Annotated in this window: 17 protein-coding genes; 2 read left to right on the plus strand and 15 right to left on the minus strand. The window is 68.5% G+C overall.

What is annotated here, in order from left to right:
- Positions 1-42: 42 nt before the first annotated feature.
- Genes ACSVDM_RS10960 through ACSVDM_RS11000 form a run of 9 tightly spaced genes read right to left on the minus strand, consistent with a single transcriptional unit; the run spans position 43 to position 7,841 of the window.
- Positions 43-846, minus strand: a complete 804-nt coding sequence (locus tag ACSVDM_RS10960) for an NAD(P)-dependent oxidoreductase (protein ID WP_439264420.1) — start codon at positions 844-846, stop codon at positions 43-45.
- Positions 843-1,655 carry an NAD(P)-dependent oxidoreductase gene (locus tag ACSVDM_RS10965; RefSeq protein WP_439264421.1) on the minus strand — a complete coding sequence of 271 codons (813 nt, stop codon included), beginning with the start codon at positions 1,653-1,655 and terminating at the stop codon, positions 843-845. Before ACSVDM_RS10965 ends, ACSVDM_RS10960 begins: the two co-directional genes overlap by 4 nt.
- A 28-nt stretch (positions 1,656-1,683) precedes the next feature.
- Entirely contained in the window at positions 1,684-2,187 is a 504-nt protein-coding gene (locus tag ACSVDM_RS10970) for a DoxX family protein (protein ID WP_439264423.1), read from the minus strand.
- Positions 2,188-2,198: 11 nt separating this feature from the next.
- Positions 2,199-3,857, minus strand: a complete 1,659-nt coding sequence (locus ACSVDM_RS10975; RefSeq protein WP_439264425.1) for a thiolase C-terminal domain-containing protein — start codon at positions 3,855-3,857, stop codon at positions 2,199-2,201.
- 8 nt (positions 3,858-3,865) lie between these two features.
- Positions 3,866-5,227 carry a cytochrome P450 gene (locus ACSVDM_RS10980; protein ID WP_439264427.1) on the minus strand — a complete coding sequence of 454 codons (1,362 nt, stop codon included), beginning with the start codon at positions 5,225-5,227 and terminating at the stop codon, positions 3,866-3,868.
- A gap of 11 nt (positions 5,228-5,238) precedes the next feature.
- Positions 5,239-5,430, minus strand: a complete 192-nt coding sequence (locus ACSVDM_RS10985) for a ferredoxin (RefSeq protein WP_181696081.1) — start codon at positions 5,428-5,430, stop codon at positions 5,239-5,241.
- A gap of 14 nt (positions 5,431-5,444) precedes the next feature.
- Positions 5,445-6,305 (minus strand): mycofactocin-coupled SDR family oxidoreductase, encoded by an 861-nt coding sequence (locus tag ACSVDM_RS10990; RefSeq protein ID WP_439264428.1) that lies wholly within the window; start codon positions 6,303-6,305, stop codon positions 5,445-5,447.
- Between the two features lie 28 nt (positions 6,306-6,333).
- On the minus strand, positions 6,334-7,038 hold the full coding sequence (locus tag ACSVDM_RS10995; RefSeq protein ID WP_181696079.1) for an SDR family NAD(P)-dependent oxidoreductase: 705 nt from the start codon (positions 7,036-7,038) through the stop codon (positions 6,334-6,336).
- Positions 7,035-7,841 (minus strand): TauD/TfdA dioxygenase family protein, encoded by an 807-nt coding sequence (locus ACSVDM_RS11000; RefSeq protein ID WP_181696078.1) that lies wholly within the window; start codon positions 7,839-7,841, stop codon positions 7,035-7,037. The genes ACSVDM_RS10995 and ACSVDM_RS11000 overlap by 4 nt, the downstream gene beginning before the upstream one ends.
- Positions 7,842-8,037: 196 nt before the next feature.
- Here ACSVDM_RS11000 and ACSVDM_RS11005 point away from each other — a divergent pair, with 196 nt between their 5' ends.
- Positions 8,038-9,552, plus strand: a complete 1,515-nt coding sequence (locus ACSVDM_RS11005; RefSeq protein WP_439264430.1) for an aldehyde dehydrogenase family protein — start codon at positions 8,038-8,040, stop codon at positions 9,550-9,552.
- Entirely contained in the window at positions 9,552-10,757 is a 1,206-nt protein-coding gene (locus ACSVDM_RS11010; RefSeq protein WP_439264432.1) for a CaiB/BaiF CoA transferase family protein, read from the plus strand. Before ACSVDM_RS11005 ends, ACSVDM_RS11010 begins: the two co-directional genes overlap by 1 nt.
- Before the next feature lie 39 nt (positions 10,758-10,796).
- Here the strand turns inward: ACSVDM_RS11010 and ACSVDM_RS11015 are convergent, their stop codons facing one another.
- The 6 genes from ACSVDM_RS11015 to ACSVDM_RS11040 are packed head-to-tail and all read right to left on the minus strand — an operon-like array spanning position 10,797 to position 17,391.
- Positions 10,797-12,032 carry an acyl-CoA dehydrogenase family protein gene (locus ACSVDM_RS11015; protein ID WP_439264433.1) on the minus strand — a complete coding sequence of 412 codons (1,236 nt, stop codon included), beginning with the start codon at positions 12,030-12,032 and terminating at the stop codon, positions 10,797-10,799.
- Positions 12,029-13,162 carry an acyl-CoA dehydrogenase family protein gene (locus tag ACSVDM_RS11020; RefSeq protein ID WP_439264434.1) on the minus strand — a complete coding sequence of 378 codons (1,134 nt, stop codon included), beginning with the start codon at positions 13,160-13,162 and terminating at the stop codon, positions 12,029-12,031. The genes ACSVDM_RS11015 and ACSVDM_RS11020 overlap by 4 nt, the downstream gene beginning before the upstream one ends.
- Positions 13,162-13,464 (minus strand): hypothetical protein, encoded by a 303-nt coding sequence (locus tag ACSVDM_RS11025; RefSeq protein WP_439264436.1) that lies wholly within the window; start codon positions 13,462-13,464, stop codon positions 13,162-13,164. Before ACSVDM_RS11025 ends, ACSVDM_RS11020 begins: the two co-directional genes overlap by 1 nt.
- Positions 13,465-13,487: 23 nt before the next feature.
- Positions 13,488-14,744 (minus strand): amidohydrolase family protein, encoded by a 1,257-nt coding sequence (locus ACSVDM_RS11030; protein ID WP_439264438.1) that lies wholly within the window; start codon positions 14,742-14,744, stop codon positions 13,488-13,490.
- Entirely contained in the window at positions 14,741-16,201 is a 1,461-nt protein-coding gene (locus ACSVDM_RS11035) for a FadD3 family acyl-CoA ligase (protein ID WP_439264440.1), read from the minus strand. The genes ACSVDM_RS11030 and ACSVDM_RS11035 overlap by 4 nt, the downstream gene beginning before the upstream one ends.
- Positions 16,198-17,391, minus strand: a complete 1,194-nt coding sequence (locus tag ACSVDM_RS11040) for an amidohydrolase family protein (protein ID WP_439264441.1) — start codon at positions 17,389-17,391, stop codon at positions 16,198-16,200. Before ACSVDM_RS11040 ends, ACSVDM_RS11035 begins: the two co-directional genes overlap by 4 nt.
- Positions 17,392-17,407: the final 16 nt, after the last annotated feature.

Below are 17,407 nucleotides of genomic sequence, written 5' to 3' on the forward strand. Positions count from 1 at the left end.
CCCCCCCCCACCGGTCCTGTCGCCGGAGGGTCGGCGCAGCGGTCATGTCGGTGGCTCGGGGAGCCAGGCGTCGAGCGGGCCGAGGTCGGCGTCGAGTTCGGCGGCCAGCGCACGCGCCGAGGCGACGTCCTTGACCAGGAATTCACCCGCGACGGCGAGAAATTCGGCCACCGATCCCTTCGCCGCCGCGCGCGCTGTCGCCGGACCACCCGCGCTGGCGTGCCGCAGCGCGGACAGCACTGTCGCCTCCTCGACACCGAGCCGTGCGGACAGCCGCACCGCCTCGGCGACCAGGCCGAGCTGGGCGGCGAAGAGCACGTTGTTCACCAGTTTCACCCGCTGTCCGGAACCGAGCGGGCCCACGTGCAGCAGCGGGTCGCCATAGCCACGCAGCACCGGCCGGGCCCGTTCGACAGCCGCATCGTCCCCGCCGAGGAACACGGTCAGGGTGCCTGCCTCGATGTCGTGGGGGCCACCACTCACCGGCGCGTCCACCACCAGAACACCGTGCGGCGCAGCGTGTTCGGCGACGGCTTCGACGGTGCGCGGACTGCCGGTGGTGTGCACCACGAGCACCGAGCCGCGCGGCATACTCGCCAGCAGCGGTGTGTCGAAGCAGATCTCGTGCACCTGGTCGTCGGTGAACACACAGATGACCACGGCGGCCGCGCCGGTACCGACCGCCGCCGTGAACGACACCGCCTCGGCACCGAGCTCGGCGACCCGCCGCCGGGCCGGTGCGGACCGGCCGAGCACCCGCACCTCGTGTCCCGCCGCGACCAGCCGGCGCACCATCGGCGCGCCCATCCGCCCCGCGCCGATCACACCGATCCGGCCCGTGGTCACCTGGCGTGGCCGATCGCGCCGAGGGTGGCGTCGGCCGCAGTGAGGGCGATGCCGGTATCGGCGTCGGCACCTGCCGCGAGATCCGCCAGCAGCGTGACGTCCTTGCGCAACGTGTGTCCGGCGTGATCGCCGATCCGGGCGAGTGTGCCTGCCGCGATGCGGCCGAACGCGAAACTGTTCCCCGAGCCACGCGCGATCACCGCGCCCAGCTCGTCCCGGTCGACACCCAGTTGCTCACCGAGCGTCAGCGCGCTCGCCGCGGTCGCCAGGTTGGCGCAGAACAACAGGTTGTTGAGCAGTTTGGCGACCTGCCCCGCCCCGACATCGCCCAGATGGACGACCGGATCGGCGAAGGTGTCGAAGACCGGGCGGCAGCGATCCAGTGCCTCGACGGGCCCACCGACCATGACGAGCAGTCGACGTTCGGCGACGGCGGGTGCCCCACCGCTCACCGCGGCGTCGATGAGGGTGACCCCCTGCGCCGCAGCAGCTTTCGCCAATTCCCGGCAGGTGTCGGGGTGCACGGTGCTGTGCACGGCGACGATCGAGCCCGGCGCCAGCCCGGCGAGGACACCGTCCGGGCCGGTGAGTACCTCCCGCAGGTCGGCATCGTTGCCGACGCACAGACACACGAGGTCGCTGGCCTGTCCGAGAGCGGCCGGGGTCGGCGCGAACGCGGCGCCGGTACCCGCGAACGGCTCGAGGGTCGCCGACCGGCGAGCCCAGAGAGTGCTCGCGAATCCGGCTTCCACGATCCGGCGCGCCATCGGCGCGCCCTGACTGCCCAATCCGATGAATCCGACGCGCATCAGCGCACCTCCCGTTCGAATATGCTTCTCACGCAGTGGGTTCGGGCGTGGGGCGCCAGAACAGCGCGAGTAGGAGCGCTGTCGATCCGACAGCGATGCCGAGGGCGAGGCCGCCGCCTGCCCACCCGGTGACCTCGAGACCGGCGGCATGGTCGATCGAGAACCGGCCGGGCCCGGTGACGGCCAGCGCCAGGGCGACGACCGCCAGCACGAGTACGTATTCGTACCCCTCCCGGAAAACGAAGAATCCGTTGCGCCGGTGCGCGAGCAGACCGGCGACGAGCATGACGGCGATCACCGCCGCACACGCCAGCGGTGTGCCGACGCCGAGCAACAGGGCGATCCCCGCCCCGATCTCGGTGAGCACGCTCGCCCACGCCTGCAGCACACCGTTGCGCAGCCCCAGGCCCGCGAACCAGCGGGCGGTTCCCGCGATCCGGCCGCCGCCGAGCCAGTGGTTGAGTCCGTGCGCGATCATGGTGACGCCGACGACCAGCCGCAGCAGGGTCGGTGCCACATCGGTGACATCCATGGGTCGACCTTTCAGACTTCGCTGGTCAGCAGCAGCACGCCGCTGGGTGTCAGGCCGCCGCTGCTGGTCACCGCTACCCGCGCACCGGGCACCTGCCGTGCTCCGGCCTCCCCGCGCAGCTGACTGACCGCCTCGTGCAGCAAGCCCATGCCGTGCGTCCGCCCGTGCGACAGCTGCCCGCCGTGGGTGTTGAGCGGCAGGACGCCGTCGCGAGCGATGTTCTTGCCGCCCGCGAGAAAGTCCCCGGCCTCACCGATGCCGCAGAAACCGAGGGCCTCGATCCAGGACAGGCAGTTGAAGGTGAACCCGTCGTACAGTTCGGCGACGTCGACATCGCCGGGCCGCAACGACGTTCGCGACCACAGATGCGCGGCCTGGCCGAGCACCTGTGGCTCATGGGTGAGCGTGCTCTGATCCCATTCGATCCGCTCGAGGATCTGGGTGCCCACCGCGTCGACGCGCACCGGGCGCGAGGCCAGATCGCGCGCGGTCTCGTGTGCCGAGACGAGCACCGCCACCGATCCGTCGCAGGGGACGTCGCAGTCGTAGAGGCCGAACGGGATGGTGACCGGTCTGGCCTCGAGGTACTGCTCCATCGTGAGCGGATCCCGGTACACCGCAGTGGGATTCAGTGCGGCATTGGCCCGCTGGTTCAGGGCGATCCAGCCGAGCGCTTCCTTCGTCGTGCCGTATCGGTGGAAGTGCCGTTGCGCGTTCTGCGCCAGGGTGTGCGCGGCCGAGGTGGCACCGAACGGCGTCATCCAGCTGGTGGTGCGCCCACCGCCGACGCTGATCTTGCCTGCGCGCAGAAGCTCGTTGTAGGTCGCTTCCCATACCGTGCGGAAACACAGCACGTGCCGGGCCAGGCCGCCGGCGACCGCGAGCATGGCCGCGATCACCGACCCACCGGGACCGAAGGTTTCGAAGCCGCCGTTGTACCAGGTGGGCCGCAGACCGAGGGCCGCCTCCAACGCGGTGACACCGCCCTCGCCGAAGCCGCCGACGTTGCCCGCGCCCGGATAGGTCGAGAGGCCGTCGATGTCGGCCATGGTGAGCCCCGCGTCGGCGACCGCGCGCTCGCACGCCTGGATGGTCAGCGCCAGCGGCGAAACCATCAGGCGCCGACCGATATCCGACATCCCGATACCGGTGATGGCGACCTTGTCCTCGAACTTGTCGGGGCCGAGCATGGGGCGCACGTGCTCGCCGAACCGATGCGGTTCGATCTCGTCGTCGGGCAGTGCCACCGGTCCCGGCTGGTCGGCCACCGGCCGGAACAGCGGCAGCCAGACATCGGCGTCGGCCTCGAAGACGACCTCCATCCGCATGCCGAGCACCAGGTCCGCCGGGTCGCAACCGACCACATTGGTGGTGAGCCGAACCCGCGGATCTTCCTCGATCGCCACTTGGGCCACCACATACGGCGCACGCAGCCCGGGCACCTGGAACCGATGGTTGACGGTGAACCCGATGAGCGTGGCGAAGCCGGACACCACGCGCGCGCCGAGCGTGCGCCCGTGGCAGTACCGGCACACCACCTGCGGCGGATGGATCAGCTCGGCGCAGGCGCCGCACTCCTGGATCCGCAGCCGGCCGTCGGCGCCCGAGGTCCAGAAGAACGCGTTGTCCTCGGTGAGCAGTGGCAACGGTCGCCCCGATGCTTCGGCCATCTCCGAACTCACTGTGCCCCGGGGTCTTTCGGTGCGGTGACCGGTGCCGCCAGACCTTGTTCGTCGCACAGTGTCTGTAATGCCGCCAGGGTCTCGTCGAGCCCGGCGCCGAGTCGGGGGCCGGGGGTGAACGTGGCGGGGAGGTGCCGCATGCCCTGGATGACACCGATGGTGTCGTAGTGCACAGTGCGTTCCGGATCGCACCGGTAGTCCGGCATGCGGTCCAGCACAGCGACGAGCATCCGCTTGAACACGGTGCGAGCCACATTCGACCCGATGCACCGGTGCACGCCGAGCCCGAAGCTGTAGTGCCGGTTACGCCGGCGATCCAGGACGACCTCGTTCGGATTGTCGAAGACGGCTGGGTCGCGGTTCGCCATCGCCCACGACAGCCATACCCGGTCGCCCTCCTTGAATTCGGTCCCGACGACCTCACAGTCCTGGGCGATCGTGCGTCCGTCACCCGGCGCGGGCGTGTAATAGCGCAGGAATTCCTCGGTGGCCGAATCGAGGAGGCTGTCGCGTTCGCGGCTCAACATCTGGCGTTGTTCCGGATTGTCCGACAGCCATTCCAGCGCATGCGCGGTGAGTGCGGTGGTGGTGTCGAATCCGCCGCCGATGAGCAGACCGAGCATGCCGAGCATTTCCAGATCGGGCAGCGGCTCGCCGTTCATGGTCGCGTTGTTGATCGCGTCGATCAGACCCGGCCGGGGATTTTCCCTGATCTCGAACAGATTCTGCAACAGGTCGATTCCCATCGTCCGGTGCATTTCGGCGACCCGGGGATAATCCGGGGAATCCGGCGGTGTGTACACCGAGGCGTGCGCGGGCTCGTTGTAGATCGTCCATTTCGCCAGCGGTACACCGAGCATGCCGAGGGTGAGCACCGCGGGCACGATATTGGCGAGATCGTCGACGAAATCGATATGACCGGATTCGATCTTCTCGTCGAGCGCGGCGCGCACCACCTCGTCGATGAACGGCACCCACCGCGCGACCGCGGCGGGGGACAGGTACGGGTTGAGTGCCGCACGCACCTCCCGATGCTCGGGCTCGTCCATCTCCAGGATGCCACCCCGAACGCCGCTCGCCCGTGGGGCTTTCGGGATCGAGATGCCCTGGTAGCCGCGTCGGACCCCGGCCGGGTCGTGGTCGTTGGAGATGTGCGGGCAGCGGGCGAGTTCGAAGACCTCGCGGTTGCCCGCCGCCACCCAGTGCCCGTCGTAGGTGTCGCTCCAGGCGATCGGGCACTGCTCCTGCATGGTCGCGGTGATGTCGACGAAACGGTCCCGGTACCCGGGCGCGAATCGGTCGAAGGAGAATGCCGGCTGTTTACGTGTTCGGTCTGTCGCCACGTCGTCGACGGTCATGACGTGTCCTCTCAGAATATTTCGATGGCGCGTTCTGGGCAGGAGTGGGCCGCTTCGCGCACCTGGTCCTCCTGGTCGGGCGGCACGTCCTCGTCGACCGGCGACGAATGGCCATCGATCTCGCTCAGCTGAAACGCGCGGGGAGCGGTCATCGCGCACAGGGTGTGGCCCTGACAGCGCGCAGAATCGACTCGAACCTTCACGGCGGGAATTCCTTTCAGACGTGGTAGTCGTACCACTTCAGATATCCGCCCGCGTCCACCCGCAATTGCGTACCGGTGATGAAGCGGGATTCGTCGGAGGCGAGGAAGAGCACCGCGTCGCTGATGTCCTCGGGCTCGATGAACGGCACCGGCATGGCCTGCTGGGTGTAGAAGGCGGGCTCGGCGTCGGCCCGGGTCGGGTGCTCGAGGTCGGGACGGAACGAGCGGTACATCGGCTCGCTCTGCAACATGGGGGTGTTGCAGTTGGTCGGGTGAATCACGTTGGCGCGGATCTTCTTCGGCGCGATGTGGGTCGCGATCTCGTGCACGATCATCGACAGTGCGCGTTTGGCCACCATGTAGGCCACCCCACCGGGGTCCTTGCCCGGCTGGTCCACCTTGCTCACATCCATCAGCGCGGCCAGCGAGCCGGTGGCGATGATGGAAGCGCCCTCCTCGAGGTGCGGCAGCGCGGCGTGGATGGCGTTGAGCACGCCGACGAGATTGGTATCGATCACGTCCGTCCAGGCCTGCCATTGCGGCTGGCCCTTCATACCGGCGATGCCTGCCTGGGCCACCACGATGTCGAGCCGGCCCAGCTCCGCGACGCCCTGGGCCACGGCGTCGCGGACCTGGGCGGCGTCGCGCACGTCGGCCTGCACGGTGACGATCCGGCGCCCCGACTTCTCGACGAGGCGAGCCGTCTCCTCCAGGTCCTCGGGCCTCGCCAAGGGATAACCGATGGAGTCGATATCGCGGCAGATATCGATGGCGATGATGTCGGCGCCCTCGCCGGCCAGGCGCACCGCGTGACTGCGGCCCTGGCCTCGTGCGGCTCCGGTGATAAAGGCGACTTTGCCCTCGACACGTCCCACGGGGATTTCCTTTCGATGGAGATGGCGGCTAGGTGTTGCGGCCGCCGTTGACGCCGAGGATCTGCCCGGTGATGTACCCGGCGCTCTCGGAGATCAGGAATGCGCAGGCGGCGGCGATGTCCTCGGGCTGCCCGACGCGCCGCACCGGAGTGCGCTTGATGTGGTCATCGATCGTGCCGCCCAGCTGCCCGGCGGCCTCGGCCTTGCGCAGCATCGGGGTGTCGATGAAACCGGGCGGCACGGCATTGACCGTGATGCCCACCGGACCGAGCTCGAGCGCCAGCGATTTCGTGAGCCCGTTGACGGCGGACTTCGCCGCGACGTAATGCGCCATGAAGGGCTGACCGGAGTGTGTGCTCGAGGAGGAGATGTTGACGATGCGCCCCCAGTGCTGGGCGAGCATGTCGGGCAGCACGGCCTGCACGCAGTGGTAGACGCCGTGCAGATTCACCGCGATCACCTGTTGCCAGCGCGCGAAATCGATGTCGACGAACCGGCCCGCCCCGTCCAGGCCCGCGGCGTTGACCAGGATGGTCACCGGACCGAGCTGGGCGCGGATCGCGGTGAGCGCTCCGCCCACCTGATCAGGGTCGGTGACATCGGCGACGTGGTCGAACTCGGTGTCACCGGGTCGCAGATCGATGGTCGCCACGTGGTAGCCGTCGGCCCGGAGTCGCTGGGCGACAGCGAGTCCGATGCCCGAGCCGCCGCCGGTGACCACTGCCGTTTTCACCCCCACGCCTCCTCGCCCGCGATGGTCGTCCGGTGCAGTTCGCGCTCCGACGAGGCCGGATAGGGCAGGGCCCGGTGCAGGATGCCGGTGTTGTCCCAGATCACCAGGTCGCCGACGGCCCAGTCGTGGGTGTAGGCGAAGCGGTCCTGGGTCGACCAGGCGAGCAGTTCGTCCAGCAGTGCGCGGCTCTCGTCGGGCGCCATGCCGACGATGTGGTCGGCGGTGGCACCGACGACCAGTGATTTGCGGCCGTCCGCGCGCGACCAGACCAGGGCGGTCTCGTGGGTCGGCTGGGTGCGCCATTCGGCGACCTGCGCCGGGGTGGGGTCGGGATGGACCAGACGCTGGGACGCTTCGAAGCTGTGCACCACGCGCAACCCCTCGTAGCGTTTGCGCTCGGTCTCGGGAAGGTTCTCGTAGGCGGCATAGGTGCTGGCGAACTGGGTGCCACCGCCTTCCATGGCGACGTGGCGGGCCGTGAGCACCGTGGCCTTGGCGGGCACATCGTTGGTGGTGTCGTCGATGTGCCAGAAGAACGTGCCCTCCAGGTATTTCGCCGCCCGGTTCTTCGCCGGGTCGAGGGTGATCGTGAAGATCTCCCGCCCACCCGGGGCGAGCACGGTGCCGAGCTTGCGGCACAGCGCCAGTTGCGCCTCGTCGTCGAGGTGCAGACCGCGCACCACCAGGACCCCGCGCCATTTCAGCGCCTCGAGGCAACGGCTGATCACCGTGTCGTCGTGCAGATCGGTGATGCCGGTGACTTCCACCCCGATCGCAGGACGGAGCGCTGTTGTGTGAATCACAAGAATCTCCCTTCCGATGATGAGAACCGTACTCTCGCGGCAACTGCCTCCGCAAGAGCTGAACTCGACTCTCTCGCCGGAGATCTGGGCCGTCTTGCTGGTATCGGGTCCGGCATTCGGCTGCTTCGCGTGACAGATGTGGATATATTGCTCTCAGGAATGAGAATCACATTTTCATGCTGATCTAGGAGGCGGGATGTCATCCCAGGACACGGACAAAGACGGCGGCCGGGCGACGGCCACAACCGTCACCAGGCGGATGTTGATCGACGGACAGCTGGTCGGGACGCCACAGTCGTTCCCCTCGCTCGATCCCTCGACCGGGGCGGTGTACGGCTACGCGCCGCAGGCAGGTCCCGAGCACACCGAGGCGGCCGTCGCCGCCGCGCGCCGGGCCTTCGACACCACCACCTGGTCCACCGATGTGGGATTCCGGGCCACCTGCCTCGACCAGTTGCACCGCGCGTTGCGCGAGCACGTCGAGGAGCTGCGGGAAGTGACCATCGCCGAGGTGGGCGCCACCCGCCGCCTCACCCACGGCAACCAGCTCGACCTCCCCATCGAGATCGCGCGCTACTACGCCGATCTGCTCCCGGACTACCGGTTCACCGAGGACCTCGGTGAACTCGAGATCCGGGGCGAACGGCACCGGCGCTGGATCGACAAGGAAGCCGCGGGCGTGGTGTCGGCGATCGTGGCCTACAACTATCCGCACCAGCTCGCCTTGGCCAAACTTGTCCCGGCACTGGCCGCCGGTTGCACCGTGGTGCTCAAGGCCGCGCCCGACACTCCGCTGGCCACGCTCGCGCTCGGCGAGCTCATCGCCGAGCACACCGATATCCCACCCGGGGTGGTGAATGTGCTGTCGTCCGACGACGTCTCGGTGGGCAAGGCGCTCACCACCCATCCCGACGTCGACCTCATCAGCTTCACCGGGTCGACGGCGGTCGGCAAGCAGATCATGGCCGCCGCGGGCGAGTCGCTCAAGCGGGTCTTCCTCGAGTTGGGCGGCAAGTCGGCGATGGTGCTGCTCGACGACGCCGACTTCGCGACGACCGCCGTGTTCGCCGCCTTCACCATCTGCACGCACGCGGGTCAGGGCTGTGCGCTCACCTCCCGGCTGCTGGTGCCGCGGGCCCGCCACGACGAGATCGTCGATCTGGTCGCGACCAATCTGGGCTGGGTCACCGTCGGCGATCCGAGCGACCCGAAAACCTATATGGGACCGCTGATCAGCGCCCGGCAGCGCGACAAGGTGCACGGTCTGGTCGAACGCGCGGTCGAGGCAGGCGCCACCCTGGTCACCGGCGGCAAGAAGATCGACCCCGGCTTCTACTACGCGCCGACCCTGCTCGCCGGTGTCGACCCCGACAGCGAGATCGCCCAGGAAGAGGTGTTCGGGCCGGTGCTCGCCGTGATCCCCTACACCGACGACGACGATGCCGTACGCATCGCCAACAATTCCGTCTACGGCCTGTCGGGCTCGGTGTTCAGCGCCGACCAGGACCGCGCACTTGCCGTCGCCCGCCGGATCCGGGCGGGCACGTTCAGCATCAACGGCGGCAACTACTTCGCACCGGACGCGCCCTTCGGCGGGTTCAAGCAGTCCGGAATCGGCCGCGAGAGCGGCGTCGCGGGGCTGGAGGAGTTCCTGGAGACCAAGACGTACGCGGCCGTCGTCGGGCTCGCCGCCGAGAGCCGGGCGAAGTGATGGGGCCGCTCGAGGGAATCCGCGTGCTCGAGGTCGCCATGTACGGATTCGTGCCGTCGGCGGGCGCGGTGCTCGCGGACTGGGGTGCCGACGTGGTCAAGGTCGAGCACGCGGTCACCGGCGATCCGCAACGCGGCCTGCGTCAGGTCGGCCGGATGCGGGTGGAGGGCGAACCGAATCCCAATGTGGAGCACGCGAACCGGGGCAAGCGGAGTATCGGTGTCGACATGTCGGTTCCCGCGGGCCGCGAGGTGATCCACGAGCTGGCGCGGGGCGCCGACGTTTTCCTGACCAGCTTCCTGCCGCGGGCGCGCACCAAGTTCGGCATCGACGTGGACGACATCCGCGCGGTGAATCCGGCGATCGTGTACGCGCGCGGCAGTGCCCTCGGTCCACGCGGCGCCGAGGCGGACAAGGGCGGTTTCGACATGACCGCCTTCTGGTGCCGCGCCTCGGTGGCCGCCACCATCACCCCACCGGGGACCGACGGCATGATCTCCCCGCCGGGGCCCGCCTTCGGCGACACCATCTCGGGCACGAATCTGGCGGGCGGTATCGCGGCGGCCCTGCTCAAACGCGAACGCACGGGCGAAACCTCGGTGGTCGACGTGTCCCTGCTCGGCAGCGGTCTGTGGGCGATGGGACACACCATCGCGTTGTCGGCACATCTCGGTGAGCCGATGGTGGCGCCGGTGCCGGGCGGGCACGGCGCGCCGACCAATCCGCTGTCGGGTCTCTACGCCACCGCCGACGGCAGGCACCTGTCGCTGGTGATGTTGCAGCCGGCGAAGTTCTGGGCCGACGTGTGTCACCACATCGATCGTCCCGAGCTGGCGCGTGATCCGCGCTTCGGCACGGGGGAGCAGCTGGCGGCCAATACCGAAGCGGCCGTGCGGATTCTGCGCGAGGTGTTCGCGACGCGCACCCTCGCCGAGTGGACGACTCGGCTGGCCACCCTGTCCGGGCCGTGGGCGCCGGTGCAGGACAGTCTGCAGGTCGGCGCGGACCCGCAGATCCTGGCCAACGAATACCTGGTGCGCGCGGGTGAACTCGACCTGGTGGCCAACCCGGTGCAATTCGATGTGGCCGCCCCCGAACCCACCGCCGGCCCGGAGTTCGCGGCGCACACCGACGAGGTCCTACTCGAAGCCGGACTGGACTGGGACCGCATCATCGCCCTGAAGACAGCGGGCGCGATCACCTAGGCGGTGACGGTTCCGGCAACCACCGTTGCCGGAACCGTGCTAGCGCCCTCGCTCGACCCGGTTGAACGGCACATCCCGATCGGGCGCCGCTTCGCGTGGCATCCCGAGCACCCGCTCGCTGATGATGTTGCGCGCCATCTCGGTACTGCCACCGGCCAGGCTCCAGGCCTGGCGCATCAGGTAATCGTGCCCGGCCCGGCCGGAACCGTCCGGTCCGGTGGCGGCCCACGGACCGGCGACCCGCAGCGCCGTATCGGCTTGCAACCAGGAATTCTGGGCACTGAACAGGCGAACGATGGAACCCGCGGCGGGCGGGAGGTCGCCGCTCGCGATGCCGCGGGTGATGCGGGCGATCAGCTGATCGTGCACCATGTTCATCGCCCGCGCCGCACCGATGTCCTCCCTGACCCGCGGATCGTCGAATTGCCCGGTCCGCCGGGCGATCTCGACCAGCGCGGACACGTCGCGCCCGCTGTGGGCCTGCGCCCCGCTGGCGTACGGTGACGCGCCACCGACCGCGCTGCGCTCGTGGAACAGCTGGCGGTTCGTCACCTCCCAGCCACCGTTCACCTCGCCGAGGACCGCGTCGCCGGGCAGCACCACGTCGTCGAGGAACTCCTGGCAGAACTCGCGTGATCCGTCGACCTGGGTGATCCGGCGGATGGTGATGCCCGGCGCGTGCACCGGCACCAGGAACATGGTGAGCCCCGCGTGTTTCGGTACGTCCCAGTCGGTACGGGCCAGGCACAGGGCGTAGTCGGCGGCATAGGCTCCCGAACTCCAGATCTTGGCGCCGTTGAGCACCCAGTTCTCGCCTCTGCGCTCGGCGCGGGTGGTGAGCCCGGCCAGATCCGACCCGCCGCGCGGCTCGGACAGGAACTGCACGAGCAGTTCCTCGCCACGCAGGACCGCCGGGAGGTGAGCGCGCTTCTGCGCTTCGGTGCCCCGGTCCAGAATCGTCGCCGCGCAGATCGTGAGCGTCGGAATGTTCAGTGCCAGTGGCATTTCGAAGCCGCGTGACTCCTCCGAGAAGGCGCGCTGATGTTCGGTGGTGAGCCCGAGTCCGCCGTATTGCCTCGGGAAGCAGATGCCGGCGAAGCCGCCGTCGTACAGAATTCGCTGCAGCTGTCGTGCGCGCGACCAGGACGCCTCGGACTTGCCGCTCTCGCCGGCGGGTTCGGGTGGGGCGGGTGGGAGAGTGGCTCGCAGCCAGCGGCGGGCGCGGTCGCGGAAATCGTCGACGGGTTCGAGGTCGGCGGTGTTCGGCGTGGTCATGCGACCTTCCTGTCCAGGAGCGTGGCCAGGCGGCGGCGATGTTCCTCCGGCGTCCCGTACATGGCCCGCCCCGTCGTGACGCGGCGCAGGTAGAGGTGCAGGTCGTGCTCCCAGGTCACCCCGATGCCGCCGTGGATCTGCACGCACTCCTGTACCAGCTCCGGGGTGACACCGCCGACGAAGGACTTCGCGACTCCGACGGCCTCGGCGGTGGCCGTCGGGTCGGTTGCGAAGGTGTTCGCCGCCGCCCACACGGTGGCGTGACACGCCTCCAGTGCGGTCTTGCCGTCGGCGGCGCGATGTTTGAGCGCCTGGTAGGACGCCAGCGGACGGCCGAAGGTGTAGCGGTCGAACATCCACCCGACGGTCAGTTCGAAGGCGTGCTCGGCCGCACCGGTCGACTCGGCCGCGGTGAGTACGGCGGCGACGTGCTCCTGGGCCTCGAGCGCGTTGCGGGCCGCGCGCGGGTGGGACTGGACCACCGCGTCCGGCCCGACGAGCACCTCGTCGAATTCGACTGTCGCCATGCGCCGGACGAGGTCCAATGTCCACATCGGTGTGACGGCGACGCCTGGTGTGTCGGCGGGAATCACGACCTGTACCGGCCCGTCCGGGCCAAGGGCGGGCACCAGGAACACCTCGGCCTGATCACCGCACTCGACCCGGTCCTTCACTCCGGTGACCCGGAAGCCGTCGCCCTCGGGCACCGCGACGGTCCGCTCCGGTGCCTCGGCGAAGCCGCGTCCCGGTTCGTAATACGCCCAGGCGGCGAGAGTTTCACCGCTGAGGATCGCCGTGACGAGCTCGGCGAAACGGTCCCGCTCGCCGGCCAGTCCCGCGAGCACGGCGCTCGTGGTGACGAGCGGACCCGGCGCGCAGGCGCGGCCGAACTCCGCCGCCACCAGGGCCAGATCGGCCATCGGTGCGGACGAGACCGACCCGCCGCCCAGTTCCTCGGGAACCAGCGCCGCGGTCCAGCCGAGCTCGGCGCCCCGCCGCCACCACTCGCGATCGAAGCCCACGCCCGCCGTGGCGAGGCCGCGCACGACGTCGAGCGGAACGGACGCGGCGAGGAACTCGCGCGTGGTGGCGGCGAACAGCCGCTGGTCGGCGGCGAGCGCGTAATCCATCAATGGGATTCCCAGACGGTCACTTTCGTGGCCGTCGGATCGATGGCGGGGCTGAGCCGGATGCGGCCGTCGGCGGAACGCGCCTTGATCTCGCCCAGAACCGCGCCGACATCACCGTCGACGACGTAATCGGCGAGATAGGCGAACTCCGGCGCCTGGCCACCGACCGGCTCGGCGCGCAATCGGGTACACGAGGTGACCCCGGGGATGGCAAGCATGTCCGGGATGTGGACTTCGTCGTACCAAGTGTTGTATTCGGCGTCCATACCCTCGCGGGGGCTGGAGAAGACGATGAGATGCATGAGTTTCCTTCTGGTTCGGGTGATCAGCCTGCGTGCTGGGCGGCGTAGCGGCGCGCCCATTCCTCGCGGGGCCGGATGGTCAGGTCGACATCGCGTGCCGTGTTCCGCAGCGCCTCGACCGTGGCCTCGGCCCGGGGAATGTGGGCGAAGGGATCCCAGTCCAGGAACCGGCAGGCGTTCTGCCACGTGATCTTGTGGATATCGCTGTCGTCGGCGCCCGCCGCGACGAGTTCCTCCAGCACGTACTCGGGAGCGTCGGGGAACAGCGAGTCCGAATGCGGGTAGTCGCATTCCCACGCGATGATGTCGATGCCGATCCGGTGCCGCATTTCCAGCGAATGCCGGTCGGTGACATAGCAGGCCATCACGTGCTCGCGGAACACGTCGCTGGGCAGGCGGCCACCGAAGTCGCGGCGCAGCCACTTCTGGTTGGTGTAGTGGCGGTCGGAACGATCGAGATAGAAAGGGATCCAGCCGATTCCGCCCTCGGACAGCGCGACTTTCAGCCCGGGGTAACCGCGCAGCGCGGGCCCCCACAGCAGATCCTGCACGGCGATCTGGGACACCGTCGGCGCGAGGCACATCAGATTGTCGATCGGCGCGTTCGGTGCCAGTCGCAGCGCACCGAAACCCTGCCCGATGTGCAGATTCATCACCAACCCGGTGTCGGCGAGGGCCGCCCACACCGGCGCCCAGTACTCACCGTCGTGATAGGAGGGCAGCCCGTCGACATGCGGCAGCTCCGGCATCGTGACACCGCGGCACCCCTTGGCGGCGACCCGGGTGATCTCGGCGACGGCCAGCTGCGGATCCCACAGCGGCAGAATCGCGTTCGGGATGAACCGGCCGGGATAGGTGGCACACCATTCGTCGATGTGCCAGTCGTTGTACGCCGAGATCACCGCGATGGTGATCTCGTCCTTGAACTGGCTCAGGTGTCCCGCGCTGAATCCGGCGAAGGTCGGAAAGCACATCGAGGACAGGATGCCGTTGGCGTTCATGTCCTCCACCCGGCGGTGGATGTCGTACACCCCCGGGCGCATCTCGGCGTAGCGGGCCGGGTTCTTGTCCCATTCCTCCTTCGGCCAGCCGACCACGGCGTTGAGGCCGGTGACACCCACCGGCTTGTCCCGGTAGACCCACTGATCGACGCCCTGACCGTTGGTGATCAGCTTCGGGATGTAATCGGCGTACTTGCTCGGGGTGTGCCGGGCGAACATGTCGGCCGGTTCGACCACGTGGTCGTCGATGCTGACCAGGATCATGTCGGAGAAGTTCATGAGGGGTTCCTCGAAGTCGAAGGAAACGATTGGCGGAGTTGGTCTTTCATGACCTTGCCGGTGGCGTTGAGCGGCAGCTCGTCGAGGAAGCACACGGATCTCGGTGCCTTGTAGCCGGCCATCCGGTCGCGGGCCCACGACACCAGCTCCGCCTCCGACACCGGTCCCTTGCGCACGACGAAGGCCCGGCCGACCTGTCCGAGCCGGTCGTCGGGAACGCCGACGACCGCGACCTGGGCCACCGCCGGATGCTCGAGCAGAAAGGCCTCGATCTCGGCGGGATAGGCGTTGAAGCCGCCGACGATGAACATGTCCTTCTTGCGCCCGATGATCCGCAGCCGCCCGTCGGAGTCGAGGCTGCCGAGATCGCCGGTGTGCAACCAGCCCTGCGCGTCGATCGCCTCGGCGGTGGCGTCGGGATCGTCGAAGTAGCCCTGCATCACCGAGTACCCGCGGACCAATACCTCGTCGTCGGCGGCGATGCGGATCTCCACACCGTCGCACGGGGTTCCGACCGTGGTGGCGATCTGCTCGAAGGTGTCGCCGGGCCGGGAGGCGGTCGCGGTGCCGGCCTCGGTGAGCCCGTAACCGGTCATGATCGACCGGAACGGTAGTTCGGTCTTGATCCGCCGGATGAGTTCGACCGGAATGTCGGCCGCCCCGGTCACCGCCGCCCGCAGCGACGACAAGTCGCGGGTGGGCGGTGCGTCGAGCAGCGCGTGATAGAGGGTCGGTGGGCCGGGCAGCATCGTCACCCGCTCTCGCTCGACGAGTTCGAGCACACGATCGATGTCGAACACGGGCACCGGCAGCACGGTCGCGCCCCGGATGAGCGAGCTGATCAGCCCCGCCTTGTACCCGAAGGTGTGGAAGAACGGGTTGACGATCAGATACCGGTCGCCTTCGCGTAGGTCGGCCAGATCGCACCACTCCGCGTACAGGCGCAGGGTTTGGCGGTGATTCATCATCACGCCCTTGGGCCTGCCGGTGGTGCCGGAGGTGTAGATGATGTCGGCGATCTCGCTGCCGCTCATCGTCTGTTCGAAAGGTTTTCCGCTGGACAGGAAATCGGACTTCAGGTCGATCACCGGCACACCGTCGGGTGCGGTGTGGTGCGTGCCGAGGAAGCCCTGCTGCACCAGCAGCAGCCGTGCGCCGCTGCGCCGCACCACGTCGGCGGCTTCCTCGGCCTTGAACCGGGTGTTGATCGGGACGAGCACGCCACCGGCGGTGACCAGCCCGAACGCGGCAACGATCCACTCGGCGGAATTGGGCGCCCAGATCGCCACCCGGTCGCCCTTGCCGACGCCGGCCGCCGCGAACGCGCCCGCGGCGACCCGCACCCGATCGGCGAGTTCGGCGAAACTCAACCGCAGTGACCCGTCCACGATCGCTTCGGCATCCCCGAAGCGATCGGCGGCGCTGCGGACCAGCTGCGGAATGGTCTGCCAGGTCATACCTTCAGCAGCCTCGCGAGATTGCCGCCCATGATCTTGGCCTGATGCTCGAGGTTCATGTCCTTGATCTCGTGGATGTAGCGCGCGGGCTCGGCCAGGCCCTCCGGGTGCGGGTAGTCGGAGCCGAACAGCACGTTGTCCACGCCCATGAGATCGGCGATCGCGCCGAGATCCTCCTCCCAGAACGGGCTGACGAAGATGCCGCGCTTGACCGCCTCCACCGGGTCCTGATGGCCGAAGCCCTCCGGCGCCTTCTTGGCCACGTCGGCCAGGTTCTCGAGCAGCGGTGCCAGCCACGACGCGCCGTTCTCGATGACGGCCACCTTGAGTTCGGGGAAGCGGAACAGCGCACCGTGACACACCCAGGAGGCCACCGCGTCCTGGATGGGGCGCCACTCGGTGGTCATCCGGAAGGTGTTGGTCTGGAACGGCAGCATCTCCAGACTCGAGCCCTCCCACTCGGCGTTGTGCCGGGAGTAGCCGCTGTCGGAGGAGTGCATGGTCACCAGCACGTCGTGCTCGACCACCCGCCGCCAGAACGGGTCGAACTCCGGCATGGCGAACGAGCGCGGCCCGCGCAGGCCGGGGACCGGCGCGGGGCGGACCAGAATGGCCTTGGCGCCGTGTTCGACACACCAGTCGAGTTCCTCGATCGCCTTCTCGACGATCGGCAGGCTCACCACGGGAACGGTGAAGATGCGGTCCTGGTAGACGAAATTGCCGTCCTCGCCCCAGGTTTCGAGCAGCCAGCGGTTCAGCGAGTGGACCACCGCGTGAATGAGATCGGGGTGGTGGCGCATGCGCTCCTCGACGAGGCTGGCCAGCGTGGGGAACATCAGCGAGCGGTTCAGCTGGAGCTCGTTCATGAGTTCCAGGCGCGCGCCCGGCTCGCGGAACGCCGGAATCGAGCGCATGGCCTTGCCGAAGATCTCCCGGCGGCTCTTGCCCTCCGGGTTGCCGTTCTTGAAGTAGTCCTCCATCGCGCCCGGGCGGGCCACCACCTCGAACGTGGGATTGGGGATGTACTCGCTGATCTGGCCGAGCACCGCGATCTTGGTCCGGCCGTTGATCTCGACGTATTGGATGGTCCCCTCGTACTCCTTGGGGAGGTACCTGGTGAGGGCGTCCTTGGTCTCGTAGAGGTGGTTGTCCGCGTCGAACAACTGATACGGCAGATCCAGCTGCGTCATGAGAGCCTCCTTAGTG

It is taken from the genome of Nocardia sp. JW2 (genome assembly GCF_051843015.1).
GTDB classification, from domain to species: Bacteria; Actinomycetota; Actinomycetes; order Mycobacteriales; family Mycobacteriaceae; genus Nocardia; species Nocardia coubleae.